Origin of the sequence: Bacillus sp. FSL H8-0492 (genome assembly GCF_038006145.1) — a bacterium.
Classification (GTDB): domain Bacteria; phylum Bacillota; class Bacilli; order Bacillales; family Bacillaceae_G; genus Bacillus_A; species Bacillus_A mycoides.
Genome location: NZ_JBBOUP010000001.1, coordinates 2065971 through 2089510 on the forward strand (window position 1 = coordinate 2065971; position 23540 = coordinate 2089510).

Genomic DNA, 23540 nt, shown 5'->3' on the forward strand with positions numbered 1-23540 from the left:
GAATGGAAATGATATAATTAGCCATTACAGATTCTGGTGCAAACTTTGCAAGTAATCCCCTAATGTAGATTTCGAATAAAGTTTGATCAAAGTATTGCTGCAAATATTGATTTTATAAAGAGAAGAAACTCACACACTTTGAAAAAATCCGATCAAAATGTGTGGGTTTTAATTTTGGATTCTTTAAGTTTTTATAAAAAAGATTGATCATTTTATGTGGTCTACTTAAATAAACGCAGCTGTTAGTTTAACTATAATTAGTAATTTTTCCTGTTTCTGTTGATAAATATAAAAATACTGCCTAGCACACTTAATGAAAGCACAAAATATAACAATAAATCAGGTAGAAATTCTGAAGGAACAATATCTATCGATTGAAAAATAATAATGGCAATGATACCTAAATATAGGATGTTGTACAACACATTATTTGTTTTATATTGAATTTCTCTCCCTCTTTCGTCTTTTGCTTCATCACTTGATTGAAATTTTATTACATACATCTGACTGATGAATATAAAAACTAAAAATAATGATTTTAACCACAACATATGTCTCACTCCTCCTGATAATCGAACACGTCAGTTATTGACTTTTCAAATATATTTACAATTTTAAAAGCAAGAATTAGAGAAGGATTATATTTGTTTTTTTCAAGAGTAGCGATAGTTTGACGACTAACACCCACTCTTTTGGCCAGTTCTTCTTGAGTCCAACCTTTTTCTGCTCGACAAACTACAATTTTATTATGTAACAATAGCAACACCTCTTGAAAAGATTGTAATTTATTTCTTACAATTTGTAAATTATTTTTGACAAAGTGTTATTTGAAATTAATAATATGCACAAAAAATACCCCTTTATACAAAGGGATAAAGCGGTGCAACTTTTTTATAAACGGTATTACTTTCTTTAAAGCGGTACATCTTTTTTATAAACAGTACGACTTTATTTCAAAGGTACAATATTTTTTCTCCTGAAATTAATTTATCATATATAAACTATAAATCTTTTTTAAGGAGAGAGAAACTATGGGGAGTTCAGTTAGTGATCAAGTACTTTCTCGTTCATCAGGTGAGAGTTATAATGATACGGCTTGTGTTGATGTAAAAGTTGGGGATCATTTAGAAACTTGGAAACGTGTTAAAATACCTTCTTCTGTATTATTACATAATCCTAATAATATTTTTGATGCAACTATTTATAAAAATGATGAAACCAAACAAATTATTGTTGCTTTTCGTGGCTCTTGGGAGCAACCAATTTCTTAAGTTGATGGGTATGCGTCAGTACCCCATAAAGAAAAGACACCCATATAAGAGTGTCTTTTCTGATAGTTTTTTTAGCAGAAGCAGCTAGCTCCAACTATGATTAATAAAATAAACAATACAACTAATAAAGCAAATCCGCCACCAAAGCCACAGCCTCCGCCACAACTACCACCAAATCCCATATCAATCTCTCCTTTTTAGTAAGAGAAAAAAATCGGGGTCACACATGTGTTTTAACGGGTTTACATTAATTTATGCTTTTTAATGATGAATGAGCAGGTCCTTTAAGCAATAAAGAAAAGACACCCTAAGGTGCCATCCTCCGACTTGAACCATCTTAATTTTAATAATATGTATTGGACTCCCATCCGAATATTATTTTACAAGGTTAAGTAATGTTGGTCATTGAGAAATATGGTTCAAATCCATATTTTAAAAAGTTATATAGAAGAGAACAAGCTATTAATTAGGGGTAAAACCACATATCCATCAACTTAAGAAAAGTAAACACCCCAAAAACAAAAAAATGAGCTGACTTCTCAAAAAACTAACTGTAGAGAAAGAAAATTTTCATTTAGGGGGTACTTCAAAACCTTAGCTTGATGGGCTTTTTTCTTTTTTCTAAAGATCCAGTGTAAGTTCTTTAAATATTTTCATACCAGATAAACCCTATTGGGTTTTAATTTTTTGGATTACGCTACATGCTTGTGAGGCATAGAAAGGTTATATACGACGCCTAAGATATCAAAGACGGTTTCTTCTCATACCTATGGGATTTTCGTCCGTTTTTCTGTAAGAGGTCAAACAGACGAAACAATATCTTTGTTAATTCTTTGGTGTCTTTTTGTAGAGATTCATAAATAAGTAGAAAATAATCTTTTATGATATAAATCGTTTTATATTCGCTTAATTCTCGTTTTTTCTTGATGAGAATTAATTGGCAGATTTGAGACACAGAGGCTATTTTGAACGTAAGGGATTTGTAAGGAATAGGTAAGGAAAAAGAGATTTTCATTGTGTATGATGAAAATATAAAGAAGCATGAAAGGAGGAACAGATATAACTTATATATGAAAAACAAACCAGTTAATAAGAGCGTTTCATGGAAAAGAAATAATTTCTGAGGTTAACATACATGCAAAAAGAGGGATTTACCGTTTATTAGGACAGAATGGAGCTTGTAAAAATAATCATTATGAAGATGATTACGAATTCAATGTTGACTTTTTGTCATCGGTAGAGATGATAGCTGTGTGGTGAGTATGAAATATCAAGCAACCACCTATACAATATGAATAGAGGAGAGGAATGCCTTATGAAAACACGTAGTCAAATTACATTTGCAAGTCTTGCCCTTTTAATAGCTGGAAGTTCCCTGTTATATACAACGCCAGCCTCAATTGTAAAAGCAGAGCCCACTCAAAATGTATCTAGTTCGTTACAAACAAATACTCAACGAGATCGTACTTCCGTCAAGCAAGCAATGCGGGATACATTGCAACTTGGATACCCGGGGATACTTGCTAAAACTTCTGAGGGTGGAAAAACGTGGAGTTATGCCGCTGGGATAGCGGATCTGAGAACCAAGAAACCAATGAAAACAGATTTTCGCTTTCGCATTGGCAGTGTGACGAAGACGTTCACAGCAACGGTTGTACTTCAATTAGTCGGAGAGAACCGCTTGAATCTAGACGATTACATCGAAAAATGGTTGCCTGGTGTCATTCAAGGAAACGGATATGATGGTAACCAGATTACTATCCGGCAGATATTGAACCATACAAGTGGTATCGCTGAATACTCAAGGTCAAAAGACGCTGACTTTACAGATACAAAAAAATCGTATACGGCTGAAGAGTTAGTGAAGATGGGGATTTCTCTGCCCCCAGACTTTGCCCCAGGAAAGGGCTGGTCTTATTCAAACACAGGATACGTATTACTAGGTATTCTTATTGAAAAAGTAACCGGAAACAGCTATGCGGAAGAGATTGAAAGTCGGATTATTGAACCGCTTGAATTGTCGAATACATTCCTACCTGGCAATTCAAGCGTTATTCCAGGCACCAAGCATGCCCGTGGATATGTCCAACCAGACGGAGTAAGTGAGCTAAAAGACGTTACTTATTATAACCCAAGTGCAGGTAGCTCAGCTGGAGATATGATTTCTACTGCTGACGACTTAAATAAATTCTTCTCTTACTTGCTCGGGGGTAAATTACTGAAAGAACAGCAACTAAAACAAATGCTTACTACAGTTCCTACAGGAAAAGAAGGAATCGATGGATATGGTCTTGGAATCTATGAAACTAAGCTTCCAAACGATGTCTCGATATGGGGACACACAGGTGGCATTCTAGGGTTTACTACTCTTGTTGGAGGTAAACTTGGAGGCAAGCATACGTTGGTCGTCAATTGGAATAGTTTGGGTAGAGCTGACAGTCCTAATCCTTTTAAAAATATTTTACTTGCTGAATTTAGCAAGTAGGCAAAAAAGAAAAACGGATAAATTTTGTCATATTTTTTATAGTTAAACAAATAAGTGATGAATTCGATTACTTATCTAAGGAGGCAATTCTCTCATGAAAAATAAACTATCTGGGGTGTTAGCCGCTACATTAGCGCTAACGATGATCCTACCAACAGGGGCGATAGCATCTTCAAGCAGTAAGACTCCGGTTGTAGCTAACCAAGAAGTTGCTAACCAAGAACTGGAGAAGATTGCGGCAGAGAAGGCTGCGCTACTCACGAAGTCCTATGGGACGACTAGCGTGCAGTATGCGCTAATTGATAATGGTAAACTTATTTTGTCGGGTCAGACAGGCAAGAACGATATGGAAGGAAAACAGCGGCTGAACAAAGATACTCTATATGGGATTGGTTCAGTCAGTAAAATGTATGCAACAGCGGCTGTAATGAAATTGGTCGACGAAGGAAAAGTCGATTTGGATGCTCCTGTCGTCCACTTTGTTCCTGATTTCAAGATGAAAGACGAGCGGTACAAACGCATTACGCCACGTATGCTGTTAAACCACTCCTCCGGCTTGCAAGGTTCCACGTTAAGTAATGCATTTTTATTTAACGATAATGATACCTATGCCCATGATGTCTTGATGCGGCAATTGTCCAACCAAAGCTTGAAGGCGGATCCTGGCGCGTTCTCGGTATACTGCAACGACGGCTTTACGCTGGCCGAGATTTTGGTGGAAAGAGTCAGCGGTATGAGCTTTACCGAATTTATACATCAACGGTTTACAGAACCCTTACAGCTGAATCATACGAAAACGCCGCAGGATAAATGGGAAGACGATAAGCGGGCTGGACTCTATTTTCCGGCGTACCAAGGGAAGCTTCCCATTGAATCGGTGAATGTGATTGGTTCGGGAGGGATCTCTTCCACGGCAGAAGATATGGTACGATTCTCACAATTATTTATGGGACAGGGAAAAGGGATCCTCTCTGATAAGGCAGTCAAGGCGATGGAGCAAGAGGAATATAAAAAAGGAATGTGGCCGGGGGATGGAGGTAATATTTTCAACTATGGTCTTGGCTGGGATAGTGTGAAACTATACCCATTCAGTGAATATGGGATAAAAAGCATGGCTAAGGGCGGCGATACAACACTGCAACATGCTATACTGGTCGTGCTTCCGGAACAGAAGATGGCAGTGGCTGTGTTGTCATCCGGCGGCCAAAGCTCTACAAATCAACTACTGGCAACTGAATTACTGCTCGCCGCGCTTAAAGAGAAGGGCTCAATTAAGGACATCAAGCCAAACAAATCCTTTGGCAAGCCGGTCAAGGCCAAGATGCCTCAAGACGTGACGAAGAAAGCGGGCTTTTACGGCAATAGCGAAAGTCATTTCAAAATAGAAATTACGAAGAATGGAGAACTGTTCTTACCATCTAATCGAGAAGAAAAATATGTATATACTGCGAATGGAAGCTTTATTAATGAGAAGGGTACTTCCAAGCTCAACTTCGTCACTGAGAAGAATGGAAGCACTTATTTGAAGGAGAGCACATATAAATCGACGCCAGGCTTAGGGCAAAATGTGATGACTCACTATTTAGCCGAGAAACTAGAAGACAACGTGCTATCGAAGAAAACCGCTGCCGCATGGGCGAAGCGGGAAGGCGTCAAGTTCTATCTCGTGAACGAGAAATTTAGTTCTATTGAATATCTCGTTCAACCGAAACTTATTACCACACAAATTACTCGCAAGGAAGACCTGGAGGGCTATTGGGACGGCAGAAAAATTACAGGTCCGAACACCGCGGCGCATCAGCTCCAGATCCCCGTGATGAATGGCCGTGATACGACGGAAACTCATTTCTATACAGAAGGCGGCAGTGAATATATGGAGATGGCCGGATTGTTATATGTAAGTGGATCCAACGTAAAACCGCTTGATGCAGGCCAATCATCCAAAGTTACGCTACAAGCAAATGGGCATGCGAAATGGTTTACGATTCCACAAGCGACAGCAGGGAAAACGATGAGCGTGACGTTGTCATCGAAGAGTTCATTCGCGGTGTATGATGAGAAGGGAGTATGCGTCAATTTTACCGTTGTGAGCGGCAATAACAAAGTAAAATTGCCGAAAAACGGATCGGTTGTATTTGCTGGCGCGCCGAACTCGGAATTTGCAATCACGTTGAACTAGCTACAATTCAAGATGGACTTCAACAAAACCAGTACGACACAGAAAAGGTGTTTTGCTGGTTTTGTTTGTATTTACGCATTATCTTTACGAAGAGGCTTTCCACGAATAATATCACGCTCAAACTCTGCAAGAACAGCTATCATACCAACTTTTTAGCTGTTAAGAAACTTTGCAACAGAACCAGACATGTACTCCTTCATCACTAAAAACAGCCAGTTTTGATTTTAAATTTTTTTATTTATTGACTATGAAGTAACCACATAGTTTATAGTATGAATATTATTCCTTATAGGAGGCAATATAATTAGATGGATAGCTATAAGTTAACTAAAAGTGATGTAATTAAGATTTTTAATACTACGAAAGAAACACTTCGATTCTATGAAGAAAAAGGATTAGTTCAGCCAAAGGTAGGTAAAAATAACTATAGATTGTATGGAAATGAAGACCTACAAAGAATTAGCCAAATCTTCTTTTGTAAAGATATGGGTTTTTCAATTGAAGAAATTGATTTAGTAATAAATAAGAGAAATATAATAAACAATATGAATATCTTACAGAACAAAAAAAATGAAATTGAAACTGAAATTCATCGATTTATGGAAGTGCAAAAGAAAATTACTAGGCTCCTAGATCTCCTTCAAAATAGAAGCAGAAATTTCAATAAAATTCAGAGTGTCTATTTTGCAGAAAGAAAATATTATCACATCAAAGGAGAAAATTTTAATAGTGTAAAATCCTTTTTTGATAAATTCCGTTCTATTTTTAAGCAAGGTGAACTTTTTCAAGAACAATTTATAACAATGTGTCCAATTAAGAATTTCTTCAATGATGATTTGGGACTTTCAGTTTATTATCCTGTTTTGAATGATACAGAGATCGAGCATGTTGATATTCTTAGTATACCTGCAGGTAATTATCTTTGTGTTGATTACGTATGTACAGAAGGGCATATGGATGAAGCACGACGTCAAATATATACAAACATTAAAGACTATATAAAGAGAAATGGTTTACAGTTTAGATCATGTGATGTAATTGAATCAGATTTACACGGATTGAATCTGTTTTACCCAGAAGGACAGATAATTATGAATATGCAAATTCCTGTTGAAGAAAAATCGAAACACCAAGAGAAATGAGCATTTATTTATGCAACACAATTTACAAGAAAATTGGAAAAATCGGCTCTTTTATCAAAATGTGTTTAGTATGATTTTTTTAAAAAGTGCTGGTAGTCCACTTACTATAAAATCATAGAATCTCTTTAAATTAATACAAACTAAAGCCAATTTGCTTAGCGTGGGTTTTATGTCAATTGGTTGGCGGGGCCCCTACTATAATTGGGGTCTGTGTACATGCCCATCAAATTAATCTATTTTAATACTCCATTGCCATCAAGCTAAGACTTTAAAGTACTCTTTAAATGGAAATTTTGTGTTTTTTATAGCACCGAAGTTCATTTTTATCATTTTGGGGAAGAATGTGTTTCTTAACTTGATAGCGATGGGGTAGCACCAACAAAACACAAATTTCGTACGCTACGACAGCGTAACGATTTTATGCTACCAGTAAAAAACTGATTATTGAGAGCTCATAATCTGCGGGGGAGGGACACCCCCGCGAATTTAAGTTTCACTTTATAAAAAAGTAAGGGCCGGTACTGTTTGTTATTTGACTATTACTTTCCCATCCATTCCTTTCAAGTAGTGGAACCGACATATTAGTTCATATGTACCGGGAGTTTCAGGTTTTACGGTAATTATTATTTCTTTTCCTGACGGGACTTCGGCGTCAATTCCGAGCTTTTTCACCGTAAAGGTGTGATCTCTATTTCCTTTGTTTTTCAATAGTAACGTCGTCGTTTTCCCAACCGGAACAGTGATGATACTCGGATTAAAGTAATCATCATTCAATTCAACCTCAATAGGCTGTCTCACAACGTCGGATTCGGCAAATACACGGAGCGAACCTAAAGTAGTCATAACTACAATCGTCGCAAGTGAAATGATTAATCCAGTTAATAGCTTTTTCACAGACATTCGTAATCCCTCCTTTCCTAAGCACTAGTGTTTTCAAATTACTAAAATATTATCAATATAAATGGGGTTTAGGCGTGGCTTAAATAGTAATTCATTCGGCAACTCCTACTAACCAAGTACTAACTGGAATAGGATTTGGGTAAATAAAAAAAGCCTCCACTACTGTGGAAGCTTCTCCAAATGATGTGCAATATCAATATACATATCGGAATAAACCGAATGGATTTCATTACTAGGCGCAGCGTTAGAAGAGAAGTGGACGATTACCATACTTGCTTTCGGATCGATGTAAAGGGTTTGTCCGTAACTGCCTAACACTTCGAAAGCACCTTGTTCATTGTGCGGAATCCACCATTGATTATGATAAGAAATGGAAGCACCATGACCAATTGCGAGCTCACCTTCTTGTACATTTTTCACACTTTCTGTAATAGAAGAAGGGACGATTTGATTTCCGCTATATTGACCATTATTTAATAGTAATTGTCCGAACCTGGCCATATCTCTAGCAGTTGCATTTAAGCCAGCGCTTGCTTGTTCTACTTTTGTTTCATCTGTAACGTAATAAGCGTCTTCTTCCATACCAATGTGAGACCAAATTCGTTCGCTTACATTTTCAGCTAACGATTTCCCTGTAATCGTTCGGATAATCCAAGCGAGTGTTTCAGTTGATCCGTTATTGTAAGAAAAAGCTGAACCAGGTGGTGCAGTTTCTTCTGCTTCTAGTAACATATCATAAATTTTCATAGGCCCCTCGTAATTTTTACCTCGGGGTAAAATATTACTAGCTAAATATAGTTGTGCATCTTGATTTTCTAGTCCTAGCTGCATATATCCGTGAGTAGGGTATTCAGCGGAAACTTGCATGTCCAGTAATTGCTGAAGTGTTGCTTTTCCAAACGGTGTATTTTTTAATTCTTTTATGTAAGTGTCAGCTGTTTTCTCTACATCAATAAGATTTTCTTCAGCGAGAGATTGTATGATTGCACCAGTAAACACCTTTGCTAATGATGCCATTCCATGAGGTTCACTCTCGTTATATCCATTGAAATATCGTTCATAAACAAGTTGACCATTATGTACAACGACAAAAGCATCTGTTTTGTTTTCGTCTAAAAGTTTTTTTAGAGGAGTCGTACTTCCAAATCTACGCTCCACAGCAAAATCGTCTAAGTTTTGTAACGCGGTAGGGAAGGGAGCAACTTGGTCAGGGATGTTTTTTACTTCATTTATTAAAGTGAATTCTTTCATATGTGTATACGACCAGCGTAAGTAAGGATCGTCCAACCAGTTTTCTTTTGTGACATTTGCTTTAGTGGGGGTCGCTTTATTATTTTTAAAAAAAGTAAACCCAAGCCCTGTAACTACGAATAGTAATACTAGTAACAGTAATAGCAGGGGAGATTTCTTTACATTCATATAGGTACCTCCTTTAGTTTCTATTATAAGTATACGCTCGTCTTAAAATAAATACAAAATAAGGAAAGTAAACGGGTAAGTTTACTTTCCTTATGAACGTTAAGCAGATATTTGTCCGTCTGTACTTTGTTTCTTGAATTTTTGTTTTCGTCCGTGTAATCCATAATATAGAAGTAAAGTGAACGCAACGATAATAGCTGCGATAAAATACATATTATGATAACTTGATTTGGCAGCGACTATACCTAAAATGAAAGAACCGAAGCCAATGCCACTATCAAAGAACGAGTAGTAAGTAGCTGTCGCAGAACCACGTCGATGGTTTGGAGCGGCAGAAATTGCAATCGTTTGGAAACTTGGAATTAATGTTCCGTATCCTAAACCGATTAACATACCTGCGCCAAGGAACCAAAATGAAGTTTGCGCTTGGCTTAAAATGAACATCCCAATTGTGAAAATAATAATAGCGGGATAGATAAGTACATTTTCACCAAAACGATCAAATATTTTCCCTGTAAATGGACGAGAAATGACCACAACAAGTGCGTATAAAATAAAGAAGTAACTTGCAATTTCGCTTAAACCGAGCTCTTTCGCATAAATAGGAATAAAGGATAAAATGCCACTATAAGAAAAGGCTAAAACAAATCCTGTCAGAGCGATTGGAATAGAAGATGGTTCAATTAAGTCTTTCCATTTCATTTTTTCTCGTTTTTGTTTGTTTACTGGTGCTTCATGCGGAATATTGACTAGTAATCCTAATAAAAATGCGAGTAATGAAAATACTGAACAAACGATAAATAGTACAGTAAATGAAAAATGAGAAATAATTGTTAAACCTAAAAAAGGACCAATTACCATCGGTAGACTCATAAATACGCCGTAATAAGCAAGTGCTTCGCCGCGTCTATGAGCTGGTGCTACATCAGTTACAATTGTTCCAGTTGCTGTTGTTGCCATTCCGAATCCAATACCATGTAAGAAGCGAAGGGCAAGTAATAAAAATAAACTTTGCGTACCGAAATACATAACGGTAGCGGCTAAAAATAGTGAAAGTGAAATAAATAATATTTTCTTTCTTCCTAAATCATCGAGCCATTTTCCTGTGAATGGTCTACATAAAACAGATGAAATAAGAAAAACAGTTGCAACTAAACCAATTTCCTCAGGTTTTCCTTTTAGGCTGTCTATAACATAGACAGGCAGAGTAGTCATAAGCATGTAAAATGTTAAAAAGAGAAACAGACTACTAAAACAAGTTCCGAGGAAATCCTTCGTCCAAAGTTTTTCACTTTGCATCGTCATCCCTCCATATTAATGATCTAAATTTTTGATAATTTGTTGTAACAATTGAAAAGCTTCATGTAAGTCTTCTTCTTTAATACCTTCTAGCGTCTTTTCTTCAAAGGAATCAACTTCTTCTTGCCATACTGGAATCATTTTTAGTGCAGTATCAGATAATGAAATCAACTTTTCACGGCGATCTTTTCCTTCAGTACGAATAATCCAGCCCATCGTTTCCATACGTGTTAACGTACGAGTCATCGTTGGTGATTCAACATTTAAATATTGACATAATTCTGTTTGGGTACAAGATCCAGTTTGATTAATGCGGAAAATAACAGCCCATTGCGCACTAAATAATCCTGTTGGAGATACACGTTCATTAAATTTCTTCGTAAACTTACGAGAAGTTTGACTGACAATGTGGAAAAAATGTTGTTTTTCGTCCATGTATTTTGATCCTTTCAAATTAGTTACCTAGCTAACTATATACTTTTTTATAATAATTGTCTAGTAATAGACATGTTGAGTTATGTAAAAATTTCGTATAGGCTTTATGTTGAGAACGTACATTCTGTATGTTATTCTTTAAGTAAGTAAAGAATTTTCTTTCTATTAAATAGAATGGGGGAACTTGTGATGATTAAGCCTGCAACAATGGAGTTTGTTTCACTATCGAACGGAGAAACGATTGCGTATCAGGAAGTTGGAAGGCAAAATACAGAAATTCTTGTACTCATTCACGGGAACATGACATCGTCACAACACTGGGATTTAGTTATTGAAAAGTTGCAAGATCAATACCATATTTACGCTCTTGATTTAAGAGGATTTGGCCAATCAACATATAATCAATCGATAGATTCTTTACAAGACTTTGCAAGAGATGTAAAACTATTTATCGATCAATTAAAACTAGAAAAATTTTCATTAATGGGCTGGTCAATGGGCGGTGGTGTTGCGATGCAATTTACAGCGAATCATCCAACATTTGTCGAAAAGTTGATTTTAGTAGAATCAGTGGGAATGAAGGGATATCCAATTTTTAAAAAAGATATTAACGGGCAACCGATTGTATCAAGTTTAGTAAAGACGAAAGAAGAAATCGCGCAAGATCCAGTACAAATTGCTCCAGTGCTAGATGCGATAAAAAATATGAATAAATTATATTACCGTACAGTATGGAATCTATTAATATATACACATAATCAACCTGAACCGGATCGTTATGAAAAGTATTTAGATGATATGTTAACGCAACGTAATTTCGTAGATGTGAATTATGCGCTCATTACATTTAATATTTCGGATGAACATAACGGGGTTATAGAGGGAAATAAGCAAATTCATCATATTAAAGCTCCAACACTCGTCATACAAGGTGACAGAGATTACGTCGTACCGCAAGTAGTCGGTGAGGAATTAGCAAAACATTTGCCAAATGCAGAGTTGAAGATATTAGAAGATTGCGGACACTCACCGTTTATAGATTGTTTAGATGTATTTATAAAACATGTTGAGGATTGGTTAGACAATAAATAATTCCCGAAATATAAAACTTGCATATACTATAGCATTTGTATGTATAAGGGGAGAGAGTCAATGCATAATCCATTTTTAATATATCATTCTCCATATAATGATTATCCATATATAAAAATGATTATAAATCCGATGTATATGCAAGTTTCACCAGCTGTAGTTCCTTTGCAAGTGCAGCAATCAATGGTCCATACACATCCGATTTTATTTGGGCCTTCATTTTATGAAAATCCATATTTTAAGCATTTTCATTACAATGTGAAAGCGCAAGTATGGGAAGGATAAGAAGCTAAAAGGTTCATTCTTTTAGCTTCTTTTTTATTATGAATATTCGTACACGCATTTGAAGAAACAGTTTATAATGAAAAGTGGAAAGCGTGAGAAGGAGAGGGAAAGGGATGTCGATGCGTTTTACTTTTTGGATTATGGTTGGAATTGTAGCAATCTCAGGTTTGTCACAAGGGATGCTTTTACCTGCCATTGCAATGATTTTTGAACAAGAAGGGGTTAGTTCAAGTATTAACGGTATTCATGCGACGGCATTATATATTGGGATATTAGTTATTTCACCGTTTCTTGAAAAACCGATGCAAAAGTTTGGAATGAAGCCAATTATCGTTATTGGTGGGTTTCTCGTTATTATTTCATTATTCTTTTTTACACAAACTTTTTCATTTTGGGTATGGTTCGTTCTTAGATTTCTAGTTGGAGTCGGAGATCATATGCTTCATGTCGGAACACAAACATGGATTACGACAACATCAGACCCGAGTAAAATAGGTAGACAAGTATCGATATACGGTGTATTCTTCGGAATTGGTTTCGCAGTTGGCCCGTATTTAGCAAGCACTGTTCAGTACGGTCTTGCAACACCATTTATCGTATCTACTATACTTTGCTTAATAGGATGGCTTTTACTACTACCAACGAAAAATGCATTTCCAGCACAAGATGAGGCAAAAACTGAAAGTGAATCATCCTTTTCTCGTTATAAACAAGTCGTTGGATTAGCTTGGATTGCGCTAATTGGTCCGCTCGCATACGGCGTACTTGAAGCGATGTTAAATAGTAACTTACCAGTATACGCGCTTCGTAAAGGATGGTCTGTATCGGAAGTTTCCTTCTTATTACCAGCATTCGCAGTTGGAGGTATTATTACACAAATCCCGCTCGGTATATTAAGTGATAAATACGGAAGAGACCGTATTTTAACGTGGACGTTCAGTGTAAGTACGGGCATTTTCCTACTTGCAGCAGTATTTGATCAATATTACTGGATCGTCTTTGCATGTATGCTTATAGCAGGTATGGTCATTGGCTCGTGCTTCTCACTAGGGCTTGGATTTATGACAGATTTATTACCGAGACACTTACTACCAGCGGGGAATATATTATCCGGAATCGCCTTTAGTATAGGAAGTATTATGGGACCTGTATTAGGAGGCGTATTTATAGAAAAAATACAGTATACAAGCTTTTTTATTGCGGTTATGATTATAATGGGAATTCTCGCAATGGTATATATGGTCTACATGAAGAATCAATTCGCATCAAGAAAAATAGAAAGTAGGTTAGGGCATGACAAAACAACCTAATAAAAAGAAATTTGAAGTACTCGAAAACGAAACAATTACAGACTGCTTAGCACGTATGGAACAAGAAGGCTATGCACCGTCTCGTCGCATGGAAGAACCAATCTTTCATGAAGTGAAGAAAAACGGCAAAACAGAAGTTGAACCATGCGGTAGAAAAATTGTTTTTGAGGGGAAATTGAAGTAATCAAATAACAGATTTTCTTTTTGATACAGAACAAGCCATCTAATTCATCCTCTATGAATTGGATGGCTTGTTTTTTTACACTTGATCAGTGAAGGAAAATATATTTTCTGGGAAGAACGAAAAGACATGCCCAATTCTTCTAAATCCTGTTTTCTAGACTGTAGCTTCATGTAGAAAACTTTGCAACAGAGCCTTTATTTATTGTTTTTGCTAAAACTTATGTACAATTCACAGTGCGAAACAACACATATAAAATGCCACTTCCTTTTTCATTTCTCCTAATTGGCTTCTTTATATGGATCGCAGAAAATATTGCTACTTTTTTCGTATATTGATAAAATAAGTTCTTGGGTCTTACTTGTTGTTATCAGTATAATGATTGTCGCTCAACTTAAAGAAATTAGTTACACAGATTTCGCACTATCTAAAGAGGGGACGGCAGCGATTCCCTCTTTTTGGAGCCACTCACAAACGTAAAGCAAGAGAGGAGGCTATATGAACTATTCTCCTCTCTTGTTTAGATTAACCAGCTACTACAATTGGAACAGGTATATCAAGTTCAATATCTGGAGGATGTTGATTGGAACCTAGTCGACATCCTGGTGGATAATGTTTTTCTAGCAATCTATCAATTCTGATGGAATCGATAGATTGTTAGAAAGTGGAAAAAATATCCGTATATTCCGAAGCAGATGTAACAGAGTGTCCTTCCATAATTAAGTGTAAAACCAAAATACGTTGTTTTAAAAAGTTATTTGTTAGAACTGGTTATAAGTAATAAAACAGAAAAGAGGATTACATGTTACATAATTTACAGAGAAGTAAAAGAATTTTTTTATTATGTCTTATTTTTTTAGTGCTTTTAACCGCTTGTGGTAATACGGATGTTAAGACATCTAAAGCTTCATTACCACCGGCTCAATCAAATATAGATAAATCCTTAAAAGCACCAAATTGGGTAGATAAAAGTCCTATTCAACAATCTCCTAATTTTACGGAAGATAAAAAAGTAAAATCGGTTGTGAATTTAATAGCAACGGGTGATAATTTATACCATGACGCAGTAATTAAAGATGGCAAACAAAAAGACGGTTCATATGATTATAACTATATTTATGAAAATATCAAAAAAGCTGTTAAATCAAGTGATCTTGCTATAGTGAACCAGGAGACCCCGATTGCAGGAAATAATTTAAAAGTACAGGGATATCCTACTTTCAATACACCTGAAGAAGTAGGTCAATCTTTAGTGGATACTGGATTCAATATAGTGACTCAAGCGACAAATCACGCTATGGATATGGGTATTAAAGGTGTTGCGAATACAAGAGAATACTGGAAGAAATATCCGGATGTTATCCCGGTAGGCATTAATGAGAGTCAAAACGAGCGCAATGAAATAAAAACGATTACAAAAAATGGGATTCGTTTTGCATTACTTAATTATACATATGGTACGAATGGAATTAAAATTCCAGCTGATAAGTCTTGGGCATTAAATTTAATTGATAAAAAAGCGATACAAAATGATGTGGAAAAGGCAAAGAGTAGTTCTGATATGGTGATTGTTATGGTGCATTGGGGAGTTGAATATACCTCTACACCTTCAAAACAACAAAAAGAAGTTGCTCAATATTTAACAGATTTAGGTGTAGATGTAGTAATTGGAAATCATCCACATGTAATTCAACCAATTGAGTGGAAACAAAATAAAGATGGACATCAAACGCTAATCTATTATTCTCTTGGAAATCTTATTTCTGCTCAAGAAAAATTAGAAACATTGGTTGGAGGATTATCTTATATACAGTTTGTTAAGTATGAAGATAAAACTTTTGGTATACGACAAGCGGCACTCGTACCGACAGTAACCGACTATGCTGATGGTAAGAAACAATTTAAAATTCAATTTTTAAAAGATTATTCGGATGAAAATTCTAAAAATCATGGGATTAAAAAATTTGTAGGTCCCGTTTCTTTGAAGGATTTCAAGGATATTCCTAGAGATGTGTTGGGAAATTGGTATAAAGACTAATAAACAAAAAGGGAATGAGATACAATTAAAAAATTTATAATTTTAGCATTGGTATTGACATTGGGATGGAGCCTTGCTGCTTGTAGTGGAAAACAAACATCTCAGGAAACTACTAATAATAACGATAAAAATAAAAATGAGATAAATGCGAATAAAAAAGATGTTTTACCTATCTCTGATCTTAATGATTGGAGAATTGTTCTTGTAAATAGAGAACATATGTTATCAAAGGAACTAGGGATTGAATTAACAAGTATCACTCAAAATGCTAAGCCAAATATGAAAATCGATAGCAGAATTGCAACTTCCTATCAGGATATGGTAACAGCTGCAAAAAAAGAGGGAATCAATCTTTATTTAAGATCAGGTTATCGAGCTATAAAATTACAACAAACTTATTATGATGCTTCAGTTAAAAGCTATAAATCTCAAGGTTTGTCGGATAAAGAGGCTAGTGCTAAGGCATTGGAATATCTTCAGTATCCTGGTGCAAGTGAACATCACACTGGATTAGCATTAGACATTATTTCAGTTGAATGGCAGAATACTGTAGAAGATTTAAATGCAAAATTTGAAACGACTGATGCATTCAAATGGTTAGATAAGAATGCTGCAGAGTATGGGTTTATTCTCCGCTATCCAAAAGATAAAGAGAATATTACTGGCATTAAGTATGAGCCATGGCATTATCGTTATGTAGGAAAAGAAGTTGCTGTTTATCTAAAAGAAAAAGGATTAACTTTAGAAGAGTATTGCGAAAAAATTAATCCTAGCAAGTAAAAATACAATTTGCTTCTATTAAAAAGCCAGTGGACATATTTCCTTTCCTCAAAGGAAAAAATTATGTACTGCTACGGGAAAAGGCGGATCTAGAGGATGTGTGAACCTTCCTTCTAGTATTGCGAATACTGTGTATAATAATTTAAGCACGTATGAACCGGTTATCGTGTACTAGTAAATAGCAACTTCGTGTGAAGCGATGTATGTATGAAGAACTTAAATGTATAAAAGAAGCAGTGAAAAAGGATCTGATATTCATATCAGATCCTTTTTCATTCGTAACATAGAATAGTTGATTACTGTATCTGCTTAACTAAGCTTTAGAGACTGCCTGCTTTCGAGATGTTACAACATTAACCTCGCCATCTTTTTTGTTTTGGATGGTCGCTTTTCTTAGCTTACTAGATATGTGGAGGTAGCCGGAACACTGCGCTTGGCAGTGTTTTTTTATTATTTCTGCACATAAATATATAGTCATATTGATCCCAGTTTCATTTTATTGAAGAAAAGTGCGACAGCTTTTTATCTCGCTATTTGAGGGCAGTAAAACTCCCACCTCAAAATTCAGCAGGAGATGAACAAAACCCCCACTGATTAAAGTTTCACTTTATAAAATATGGAAATGTTAAAATCCCTTTGATAGAAAGCAATATGCAAAAATATTTATTTATAAATTCTCAATGTAATGAATATTCATGTTTAAATATGCGAATTTAACTACATAGTTATTGTAATAAAGGGGGAGAAAGATGTTAGATGAATTATATAATGCTTTTTTAAATGCATCGGGTTTTACAGAAAGCGCGAGGAAACGAGATCAGTATGATAAATTACATGATTATTTAAAAGATCAAGAAAGAGAGTTAAAACGATTCATTCAAGATGCTGAATCAGCGAAGAGAGATTATGAGAGTAAAAGTAATGGCTTAGAAGCTAATAAAATTCCGGCAGTTGAATTTGAACAAAAACGTCATGAAAAGGATGAAGACTTAAATACAGTATTATCCTATTTTAAAAGTGCATTAAGCGATGTTGGATCTGCGATAGGTACAGCTTATGCAAAGTATTTGGAATATAAAGCGAAAGCAGAAGCGGAGAAAGCGTCCGCATACAATGCAGCGACCAAGGCTTTTGAAGAAAAGAAAAAGGAAATTGAAAATCTTATCCATTAAGCATACAAAGAATGGGGGAATCAACATGAGTGGTAAAGAGGTTGAAATTATAGGAAGTAACACTGCAAGTGCCATTTCTTACGCGCAAAATATTGAAAATGGTATGAAGGATTCTTTAAACGAAGCGAAAAACTTAAAAGCATATGTTACATGTGCGAACTGGAATTGAATATATTTGTAGTACTTTTACAAATTTAATAAATTCGTTGTATTTTAATGAAAATGAATGAGTTGGAGGTTGATGAATTATGAATCTTAGTTTTGAATATACTTTTAAACAAATTAAAATAGAAGATATAGAGAGTTTTGAAAAAAATAATGGATTAAAATTACCAGATGATTATAAGAGTTTTTTATTAAAGGATAATGGTGGTAAATCTAATAGAAGGAGATTTAGTACGAAAGATGATGTGGTTACGTCATCAATTATGATGTTCTTTCCACTATCAGAGGAAACAGAAAATAATCTGCAAAATTCTTTAAATTATTATATCAAAGGGAATAAATTACCCTCTAAATTTATTCCGATAGGGAAAGACCCGGCTGATAACATTATATGCATATCAATCCATGGTAGCGATATAGGTAGTGTTTACCACTGCCATACATACCATATAGATGATGAAGGAGAATTAGAATCAAAATTTATTAGAAAAATAGCTTCTAGTTTCACAGAATTTGTTAATGAACTTTCTGAAAAATAGAATTGCATTATTAGCAAGTAAATATGTAAAATATCCAAATCAACTAGCTTTGGTTGGACTATTGAAAAAAAGAATAGTGATGGATTAATGTTACATATAAAACATATGAATTTAAAGCACTTGATTGTCTACGAAAGGCAACAAGTGCTTTTTTAATAGATAGGTATGCTATAAATTAAGGCTAACAGAAATTACTAGTATTATATAATTGAAAATACATTAGCAAAAGGTGTGGACTCCGTATCCCCATTCGTTAAAGGTGTAGAAATACTGCCAGATGGAAGTGTTGTTAGAACTAGAACGAACTATAGCGGGAAATTCCAAGAAGCCCATGATGCCTCTAAGGCGAGTATTCAGAGTAGGATCTCGAATTTGGAGAGTGGTGGGGTTAAGGGTACGGGTGAAGAAGCTACTAGACTTATTCCAGGTACCCCTGGAAAGGTTACAGGAGGTAGTTCTACAAAATTAGGGCAAAATATATTGGAATCCATGGGGCTTCCACGTTCTGCATCACGGAAAGGATATCAGGCGCAAAATATAATACCTAAAAACTTAAGAAATCATCCGGTATTAAAGAAAATTGGAATGGATATGGATCATGCTGATAACGGGATATTTTTACCGATACCAGCAAAAGATCCAAGTGCTTTGTCTAGGCATAGAGGATTTCATAGTGTATATAATAATGTGGTTAAAGATCAGTTAGATAAATTAAATATCAATCAAAGTATTAAGGAGTTGGAACAACAAGTGTTTGAATTGCAACAAAAATTAAAAAAAGGTACAGAAAGTGGCTTGCCATTATACAAATCAAAGGTATTAGAAATTGGTATTGAGAAGTTTTACAAAACAAAATTAAATGAAGAAATAAAGATTTGGAAAAGAGGTGGCGGTGCTACTGAAGAACTTTGGGAAAGGTGGATAAATAAATGAAGTACGGAAAAAACACTCAATTAGTCGAAGAGGTTATTAATTTTATTACAAATTTACAACTTTTTCATAATGAAAACCTTCTAAATCGTGATGTTGTTATGGTTAATGAGTATGAAAGAGCACAAGAATTGGCATGGTCTCAAGATTTGGATGAGGTTGAAAACGTTTGGGAAGATATTAAATCCTCAGAAGGTGGGGAAATAATAGGACAATTATATGAGCATGATTTAAACTCTATGGAGCGTACTATAAGGGAGATTATTCAATCATCCGAGAACTATCCAGGTGATTTTGTATTACAATATATTGATATTTTTGAAGAAATAATTGGAGATTTACATATGTGTGCACTAAATCGTTTAGTAAATGGAAAAGTTGATAATTTTTATGAAAGAATCTTTGAGGTTTATAAGCTTGGGGGATGGCCTTGTGGATGGGAAGGTGAATATCCAGAAGGGAGAATAATTGTATATTCACCAGATAAAAAATAAAGTATATTTGTGGTGGAAAGAAAAACAATAAGTGGTTTAAAAGTAGAGACCGATGATGGTTGTACCATCATAGAGTACTACGTGCAATGATAGAATAGAAAACGAAGTACGAGCTTAGGCGAGATGACATTTTACTGGGGCATGAATATAAAAACACATGGAATGGACATAAAACTAACGAAAACGTACAAACTCGTAAGTTTTAACGTAGTAGTTGTCATGATATACAAAAGGTGTCCTACTGTTATTATAAAACTGACAAATTTAATGTTACTTAAAAACAGATGAACTTAAAGCCACTTGATTGTCAACTAAAAGCAACAAGTGCTTTTTTACGTTTTAGCGTAGAAATTCAACAGAGAACTATAATTTTATTATGTAAACTTTTTCTGTTTTTTTACATAGTGTATACAACTAACGGGGAGATAAATGTTCACTATTACCTTCATACCTGTTATAAAAAATTCTACAATAGAAGACGGAACGTATATTTGGTATAATCGAAACATACTATATGGAATTACGGACATGAGTTTGAAATTCATGTAATAAGGTAAGTACTACATAACAATAACTAATATTTAAAGTTCTCGTACCTATAGGATTCAGTTCATGTTATACAAATCAGTTGTTAGAAAGGAAAAGATGTAATGAATCAAATTTCATTTGAAGATTTATTTGAAGAAGAAAAAGAAAAAGAAAAAGAAAAAGTGGAGGTAGCTGAGGTCCCAGCACCTTTATCGCCCTTGCAAAAAGATATTTTGGGATTATTTAATTCTGAAGAAATAAGTGCACTTGAGCTATGCGAACAATTAATACGATCTGGTAAAATATCAGATGAAAGATTTACAACGAATAAGCCTAAAGCCTTTGGACAAGTATGCTTAATATTAGAAGGGTTTGTTACAGAAGGAAAGCTTACTTTTATCAAAAATGATGAGAAAAGAGATAGGGTTTATAAATTGAATGAAGAAATTTTTAACATATAAGTTGTCCAGAATTAAATGAATGTTTTCTACGGAGCTAGTTCAGTAACCAAAGTAAAAAGGGGTATCAATGAAGAAAGATTGATACCCCTTTTTGTTTTTTTACATCTTACATATTTACGTTTGAAACCGAGTCTTTCTCTATCAAGTTCTAAATGCATATTTTCGTAAGCATTTAGAAAACTGCTTTTTTCTTGTTACGTTTTACTTCAACTATACCAACTTCTTTTGCAGTCTCGACTGCCTTTTCATGTAGTGGCGCATATGAAATCCTCACAGTGTTTAGAAGATTATTCATAGCGGATTTTGTTCGTTCTGGAGAATCCTGAATCGTATTTTTCGCAATTTTATAGTTTTGTAAAAAAAGTATATTAAAAAATGCACTAATAAATTATTCTCCTTTTATTTAGGCTGTTTTCGTATAGATTGTTGCTCTCTATCAACGAGTAAAAAAAGGGATATTCCACATACAACACGTTAATAACTTTCATCGCCGCTTGAAAAGATGGATGGAACGATTTCAAGGCGTTTGTACGTATTATTTGGATAGAGCAAATACTTATTTCAGCTTGCCAAAAATCTAAATGTTTCACAGTTGAAGCATTAAGAAAAGGTAAAAAGCATCATTAATCAGATGCCTTTTAGGTAGATTCAATGGTTTATTGTTATTTAACTAATGGAGTAGTTTAGTTGAATAAGAAAAAAAGAGTAATGCGTATTTGACTTAAAATGCGATACAAAAATGAACTGTACAAGGATGACAATTCATTTAATAGGTAGGTATTATTTCACATTCTTTAGAGGGAAAATTACCTTGTTATAAAAAAATCTTTCCCATTTAGTTAACAAACCGTTCCCATTTTCACCACGTTGAATTTCAATTTCGTGTTTTTTATGAAATTCTGTTATTCGTTTATTATGCTCTTTGTGCAATTGATGGAGAGCTACTTGTTTCATTATTATCCCTCCTTTCGATTAACCATAATTATATATCCTGGGTTGATTATAGCAAAGTATTCTACACGTTTTGTAGATTAAATCTGCCTTTTAGTTTTAACAGTAACAATCTTTGAGAAAACAGCCTTTATTTATGACGATCGTCGTAAGGTCATTGCCCAGAATAAAAGAGCGCAAGCACTAACGGATGCACCTAATGTACAAACTCCGTTCCATCCGTAGCTTGCATAAATGTTTGTGGAAAGAATTGCACCTGTTGCACTGCCGATAGAATAAAAAATCATGTAACTGGCAGTGAGGCGACTTCTCGCTTCTGGACGCACTGTGAAAAGCATACTTTGATTGGTGACATGTACAGCTTGCACAGCTAAATCTAAAAGGATAACACCGATAACTAGTAGGAATAGAGAATGATTCATTAATTTAATTAGGAGCCATGAAAGTAATAATAAGGATAAGGCTATGCCAGTAGTTCTCTCTCCGAATCCGCGATCAGCAAGTTGTCCGGCTTTAGTGGCAGCTAATGCACCAGCAACTCCAGCAAGACCAAATGCTCCGATAGCTGTATGTGATAGATTATATGGTGCAACACTTAGAGGTAAAACTAATGAAGTCCATAAAATACTGAATGAAGTAAAAATAAGCAATGCTAATATTCCGCGAATACGTAAGATCCTTTCTTCTACAAATAATAAGAGAACAGAACGCAATAATTTACGATAGGTCATAGCTGTTTTTTTATGTTCAAGACTAGGTAAATTACGATATAACAAACCAATTACGAAGAGCATAAGTACAGCAGAGGTAAGATAAACGGAACGCCATCCCGCTAGATCTGTTAATGTTCCGGCAAATGTACGTGCAAGTAGAATTCCTATTACGACACCACTCGTGACGAAACCTACTATTCGCCCACGGTCTTTTGGGTTAGCTAAAATGGATGCGTATGCGACGAGTGTCTGCGTAACAGTCGCAAGAATTCCGACTAAGGCCATACCTATAAAAAGTACGGTACTGGAAGGAGCGACTCCGACCACAATTAAAGCGAAAACGGATAAAAGCATTTGAACAATGATAAGTCTTTTTTGGTTTAACAAATCACCAAGTGGAACTAATAAAAGTAATCCGAGTGCATAACAAACTTGAGTAATCGTAATAACGACACCAATAGTTGAATGGTTGATCTTAAACGCATTTGATAAAGAATCAAGTAGAGGATGAGCGAAGTATATATTCGCCACAGCCATCCCGCAAGCTATTAAAAATAATAGAGTTATATAGCGGGGCATGATTGTATTGATAGGTGATTGGAACTGATCATTATTCTGTGTAAGATCAGTTGTCATTTTTTCTTTAGCATCCATAATATCATCTCCTTTTGTTTTTAAAATAATGTACCGAACGGTATGTTATTTTGTAAGTCAAATATAATCAGGGATAAGTTGCTATGTCAAGTGAATTGTAAATTAAATTCAGTTTCT

General features: G+C 35.0%; 24 protein-coding genes and 5 pseudogenes. 18 read left to right on the forward strand and 11 right to left on the reverse strand.

Translation table 11 applies throughout. The features are described from left to right. Nucleotides 1-257: 257 nt before the first annotated feature. Both MHH66_RS10515 and MHH66_RS10520 read right to left on the reverse strand, forming a co-directional pair. Nucleotides 258-551, reverse strand: coding sequence for a hypothetical protein (locus MHH66_RS10515; RefSeq protein WP_002084521.1), 294 nt, complete (start codon nucleotides 549-551; stop codon nucleotides 258-260). A 5-nt stretch (nucleotides 552-556) separates the two neighbouring features. Then, a complete protein-coding gene (locus tag MHH66_RS10520) occupies nucleotides 557-757 on the reverse strand; it encodes a helix-turn-helix transcriptional regulator (RefSeq protein ID WP_002084522.1) in 201 nt (66 codons plus the stop codon). 274 nt (nucleotides 758-1031) lie between these two features. Here MHH66_RS10520 and MHH66_RS10525 point away from each other — a divergent pair, with 274 nt between their 5' ends. Next, nucleotides 1032-1271: a hypothetical protein gene (locus tag MHH66_RS10525; RefSeq protein ID WP_063218231.1), complete on the forward strand. Its 240-nt coding sequence runs from the start codon at nucleotides 1032-1034 to the stop codon at nucleotides 1269-1271. Between the two features lie 71 nt (nucleotides 1272-1342). On the opposite strand, the gene MHH66_RS10530 is transcribed toward MHH66_RS10525, so the two are convergent. Together MHH66_RS10530 and MHH66_RS10535 are read right to left on the reverse strand one after the other, a co-directional pair. Further along, a complete protein-coding gene (locus MHH66_RS10530) occupies nucleotides 1343-1453 on the reverse strand; it encodes a YjcZ family sporulation protein (protein ID WP_078185781.1) in 111 nt (36 codons plus the stop codon). A 510-nt stretch (nucleotides 1454-1963) separates the two neighbouring features. After that, nucleotides 1964-2220, reverse strand: a pseudogene (locus tag MHH66_RS10535) (IS4 family transposase); the annotation flags it as partial. A 366-nt stretch (nucleotides 2221-2586) separates the two neighbouring features. On the opposite strand from MHH66_RS10535, the gene MHH66_RS10545 reads away from it, so the two are divergent. From MHH66_RS10545 to MHH66_RS10555, 3 genes are all read left to right on the forward strand, one after another. Continuing rightward, nucleotides 2587-3756, forward strand: coding sequence for a serine hydrolase domain-containing protein (locus tag MHH66_RS10545; protein WP_078185780.1), 1170 nt, complete (start codon nucleotides 2587-2589; stop codon nucleotides 3754-3756). Between the two features lie 94 nt (nucleotides 3757-3850). Then, nucleotides 3851-5935, forward strand: a complete 2085-nt coding sequence (locus MHH66_RS10550) for a serine hydrolase domain-containing protein (protein ID WP_078185779.1) — start codon at nucleotides 3851-3853, stop codon at nucleotides 5933-5935. 308 nt (nucleotides 5936-6243) lie between these two features. Next, entirely contained in the window at nucleotides 6244-7077 is an 834-nt protein-coding gene (locus tag MHH66_RS10555; protein ID WP_078185778.1) for a MerR family transcriptional regulator, read from the forward strand. A gap of 528 nt (nucleotides 7078-7605) precedes the next feature. Here MHH66_RS10555 and MHH66_RS10560 read toward each other — a convergent pair. The 4 genes from MHH66_RS10560 to MHH66_RS10575 all read right to left on the reverse strand — a co-directional run bounded on the left by MHH66_RS10560 (nucleotide 7606) and on the right by MHH66_RS10575 (nucleotide 11130). Then, nucleotides 7606-7977: a cupredoxin domain-containing protein gene (locus tag MHH66_RS10560; RefSeq protein WP_078185777.1), complete on the reverse strand. Its 372-nt coding sequence runs from the start codon at nucleotides 7975-7977 to the stop codon at nucleotides 7606-7608. Between the two features lie 159 nt (nucleotides 7978-8136). Next, nucleotides 8137-9396 (reverse strand): serine hydrolase domain-containing protein, encoded by a 1260-nt coding sequence (locus tag MHH66_RS10565; protein ID WP_078185776.1) that lies wholly within the window; start codon nucleotides 9394-9396, stop codon nucleotides 8137-8139. Nucleotides 9397-9495: 99 nt separating this feature from the next. Continuing rightward, entirely contained in the window at nucleotides 9496-10695 is a 1200-nt protein-coding gene (locus MHH66_RS10570) for an MFS transporter (RefSeq protein ID WP_002128166.1), read from the reverse strand. 15 nt (nucleotides 10696-10710) lie between these two features. Next, nucleotides 10711-11130, reverse strand: a complete 420-nt coding sequence (locus MHH66_RS10575) for a MarR family winged helix-turn-helix transcriptional regulator (RefSeq protein WP_002033056.1) — start codon at nucleotides 11128-11130, stop codon at nucleotides 10711-10713. A 174-nt stretch (nucleotides 11131-11304) separates the two neighbouring features. On the opposite strand from MHH66_RS10575, the gene phaZ reads away from it, so the two are divergent. The 13 genes and pseudogenes from phaZ (at nucleotide 11305) to MHH66_RS10640 (ending at nucleotide 21105) form a co-directional block, all read left to right on the forward strand. Continuing rightward, nucleotides 11305-12222, forward strand: a complete 918-nt coding sequence (gene phaZ / locus MHH66_RS10580) for an intracellular short-chain-length polyhydroxyalkanoate depolymerase (protein WP_078185775.1) — start codon at nucleotides 11305-11307, stop codon at nucleotides 12220-12222. Nucleotides 12223-12282: 60 nt separating this feature from the next. Next, a complete protein-coding gene (locus tag MHH66_RS10585) occupies nucleotides 12283-12507 on the forward strand; it encodes a hypothetical protein (protein ID WP_063218235.1) in 225 nt (74 codons plus the stop codon). Nucleotides 12508-12620: 113 nt separating this feature from the next. Next, nucleotides 12621-13817, forward strand: a complete 1197-nt coding sequence (locus tag MHH66_RS10590; protein WP_002128162.1) for an MFS transporter — start codon at nucleotides 12621-12623, stop codon at nucleotides 13815-13817. After that, nucleotides 13801-14001 carry an NETI motif-containing protein gene (locus MHH66_RS10595; protein WP_000166305.1) on the forward strand — a complete coding sequence of 67 codons (201 nt, stop codon included), beginning with the start codon at nucleotides 13801-13803 and terminating at the stop codon, nucleotides 13999-14001. The genes MHH66_RS10590 and MHH66_RS10595 overlap by 17 nt, the downstream gene beginning before the upstream one ends. Before the next feature lie 194 nt (nucleotides 14002-14195). Continuing rightward, nucleotides 14196-14478 (forward strand): annotated as a pseudogene (locus tag MHH66_RS10600) (DUF817 family protein); the annotation flags it as partial. Between the two features lie 322 nt (nucleotides 14479-14800). Then, nucleotides 14801-16036: a CapA family protein gene (locus MHH66_RS10605; RefSeq protein WP_063218236.1), complete on the forward strand. Its 1236-nt coding sequence runs from the start codon at nucleotides 14801-14803 to the stop codon at nucleotides 16034-16036. A 48-nt stretch (nucleotides 16037-16084) separates the two neighbouring features. Beyond that, a complete protein-coding gene (locus tag MHH66_RS10610; protein WP_078185774.1) occupies nucleotides 16085-16816 on the forward strand; it encodes a M15 family metallopeptidase in 732 nt (243 codons plus the stop codon). Nucleotides 16817-17565: 749 nt separating this feature from the next. Continuing rightward, the gene (locus MHH66_RS10615; RefSeq protein WP_002033061.1) at nucleotides 17566-17988 is read left to right on the forward strand and encodes a hypothetical protein; all 423 of its coding nucleotides are present in this window, start codon (nucleotides 17566-17568) and stop codon (nucleotides 17986-17988) included. Nucleotides 17989-18013: 25 nt separating this feature from the next. Next, nucleotides 18014-18154: pseudogene (locus MHH66_RS10620) on the forward strand (WXG100 family type VII secretion target); the annotation flags it as partial. Nucleotides 18155-18236: 82 nt separating this feature from the next. Then, entirely contained in the window at nucleotides 18237-18692 is a 456-nt protein-coding gene (locus tag MHH66_RS10625; RefSeq protein WP_002033063.1) for an SMI1/KNR4 family protein, read from the forward strand. A gap of 231 nt (nucleotides 18693-18923) precedes the next feature. After that, entirely contained in the window at nucleotides 18924-19625 is a 702-nt protein-coding gene (locus MHH66_RS10630; protein ID WP_078185773.1) for an AHH domain-containing protein, read from the forward strand. Further along, entirely contained in the window at nucleotides 19622-20116 is a 495-nt protein-coding gene (locus tag MHH66_RS10635) for a cytoplasmic protein (RefSeq protein ID WP_078185772.1), read from the forward strand. Before MHH66_RS10630 ends, MHH66_RS10635 begins: the two co-directional genes overlap by 4 nt. Before the next feature lie 650 nt (nucleotides 20117-20766). Next, nucleotides 20767-21105 (forward strand): DUF3895 domain-containing protein, encoded by a 339-nt coding sequence (locus tag MHH66_RS10640; protein ID WP_078185771.1) that lies wholly within the window; start codon nucleotides 20767-20769, stop codon nucleotides 21103-21105. A 101-nt stretch (nucleotides 21106-21206) separates the two neighbouring features. Here the strand turns inward: MHH66_RS10640 and MHH66_RS10645 are convergent. Further along, nucleotides 21207-21451: pseudogene (locus tag MHH66_RS10645) on the reverse strand (DNA alkylation repair protein); the annotation flags it as partial. A 97-nt stretch (nucleotides 21452-21548) separates the two neighbouring features. Here MHH66_RS10645 and MHH66_RS10650 point away from each other — a divergent pair. Continuing rightward, nucleotides 21549-21671, forward strand: a pseudogene (locus tag MHH66_RS10650) (IS1595 family transposase); the annotation flags it as partial. A gap of 214 nt (nucleotides 21672-21885) precedes the next feature. Here the strand turns inward: MHH66_RS10650 and MHH66_RS10655 are convergent. Then, nucleotides 21886-22059: a hypothetical protein gene (locus MHH66_RS10655; RefSeq protein ID WP_165689480.1), complete on the reverse strand. Its 174-nt coding sequence runs from the start codon at nucleotides 22057-22059 to the stop codon at nucleotides 21886-21888. Between the two features lie 131 nt (nucleotides 22060-22190). Then, nucleotides 22191-23423, reverse strand: a complete 1233-nt coding sequence (locus MHH66_RS10660; RefSeq protein ID WP_078185770.1) for an MFS transporter — start codon at nucleotides 23421-23423, stop codon at nucleotides 22191-22193. Nucleotides 23424-23540 lie beyond the last annotated feature (117 nt).

Bases quoted from the DNA above. Each gene is read 5' to 3' on its own strand.
- MHH66_RS10525 (WP_063218231.1), top strand. From the start codon at position 1,032: ATGGGGAGTTCAGTTAGTGATCAAGTACTTTCTCGTTCATCAGGTGAG.
- MHH66_RS10550 (WP_078185779.1), top strand. From the start codon at position 3,851: ATGAAAAATAAACTATCTGGGGTGTTAGCCGCTACATTAGCGCTAACG.
- MHH66_RS10595 (WP_000166305.1), top strand. From the start codon at position 13,801: ATGACAAAACAACCTAATAAAAAGAAATTTGAAGTACTCGAAAACGAA.
- MHH66_RS10555 (WP_078185778.1), top strand. From the start codon at position 6,244: ATGGATAGCTATAAGTTAACTAAAAGTGATGTAATTAAGATTTTTAAT.
- MHH66_RS10660 (WP_078185770.1), bottom strand. From the start codon at position 23,423: ATGGATGCTAAAGAAAAAATGACAACTGATCTTACACAGAATAATGAT.
- phaZ (WP_078185775.1), top strand. From the start codon at position 11,305: ATGGGGGAACTTGTGATGATTAAGCCTGCAACAATGGAGTTTGTTTCA.
- MHH66_RS10575 (WP_002033056.1), bottom strand. From the start codon at position 11,130: ATGGACGAAAAACAACATTTTTTCCACATTGTCAGTCAAACTTCTCGT.
- MHH66_RS10570 (WP_002128166.1), bottom strand. From the start codon at position 10,695: ATGCAAAGTGAAAAACTTTGGACGAAGGATTTCCTCGGAACTTGTTTT.
- MHH66_RS10605 (WP_063218236.1), top strand. From the start codon at position 14,801: ATGTTACATAATTTACAGAGAAGTAAAAGAATTTTTTTATTATGTCTT.
- MHH66_RS10635 (WP_078185772.1), top strand. From the start codon at position 19,622: ATGAAGTACGGAAAAAACACTCAATTAGTCGAAGAGGTTATTAATTTT.
- MHH66_RS10655 (WP_165689480.1), bottom strand. From the start codon at position 22,059: ATGAAACAAGTAGCTCTCCATCAATTGCACAAAGAGCATAATAAACGA.
- MHH66_RS10625 (WP_002033063.1), top strand. From the start codon at position 18,237: ATGAATCTTAGTTTTGAATATACTTTTAAACAAATTAAAATAGAAGAT.
- MHH66_RS10560 (WP_078185777.1), bottom strand. From the start codon at position 7,977: ATGTCTGTGAAAAAGCTATTAACTGGATTAATCATTTCACTTGCGACG.
- MHH66_RS10640 (WP_078185771.1), top strand. From the start codon at position 20,767: ATGAATCAAATTTCATTTGAAGATTTATTTGAAGAAGAAAAAGAAAAA.
- MHH66_RS10615 (WP_002033061.1), top strand. From the start codon at position 17,566: ATGTTAGATGAATTATATAATGCTTTTTTAAATGCATCGGGTTTTACA.
- MHH66_RS10515 (WP_002084521.1), bottom strand. From the start codon at position 551: ATGTTGTGGTTAAAATCATTATTTTTAGTTTTTATATTCATCAGTCAG.
- MHH66_RS10590 (WP_002128162.1), top strand. From the start codon at position 12,621: ATGTCGATGCGTTTTACTTTTTGGATTATGGTTGGAATTGTAGCAATC.
- MHH66_RS10530 (WP_078185781.1), bottom strand. From the start codon at position 1,453: ATGGGATTTGGTGGTAGTTGTGGCGGAGGCTGTGGCTTTGGTGGCGGA.
- MHH66_RS10585 (WP_063218235.1), top strand. From the start codon at position 12,283: ATGCATAATCCATTTTTAATATATCATTCTCCATATAATGATTATCCA.
- MHH66_RS10545 (WP_078185780.1), top strand. From the start codon at position 2,587: ATGAAAACACGTAGTCAAATTACATTTGCAAGTCTTGCCCTTTTAATA.
- MHH66_RS10565 (WP_078185776.1), bottom strand. From the start codon at position 9,396: ATGAATGTAAAGAAATCTCCCCTGCTATTACTGTTACTAGTATTACTA.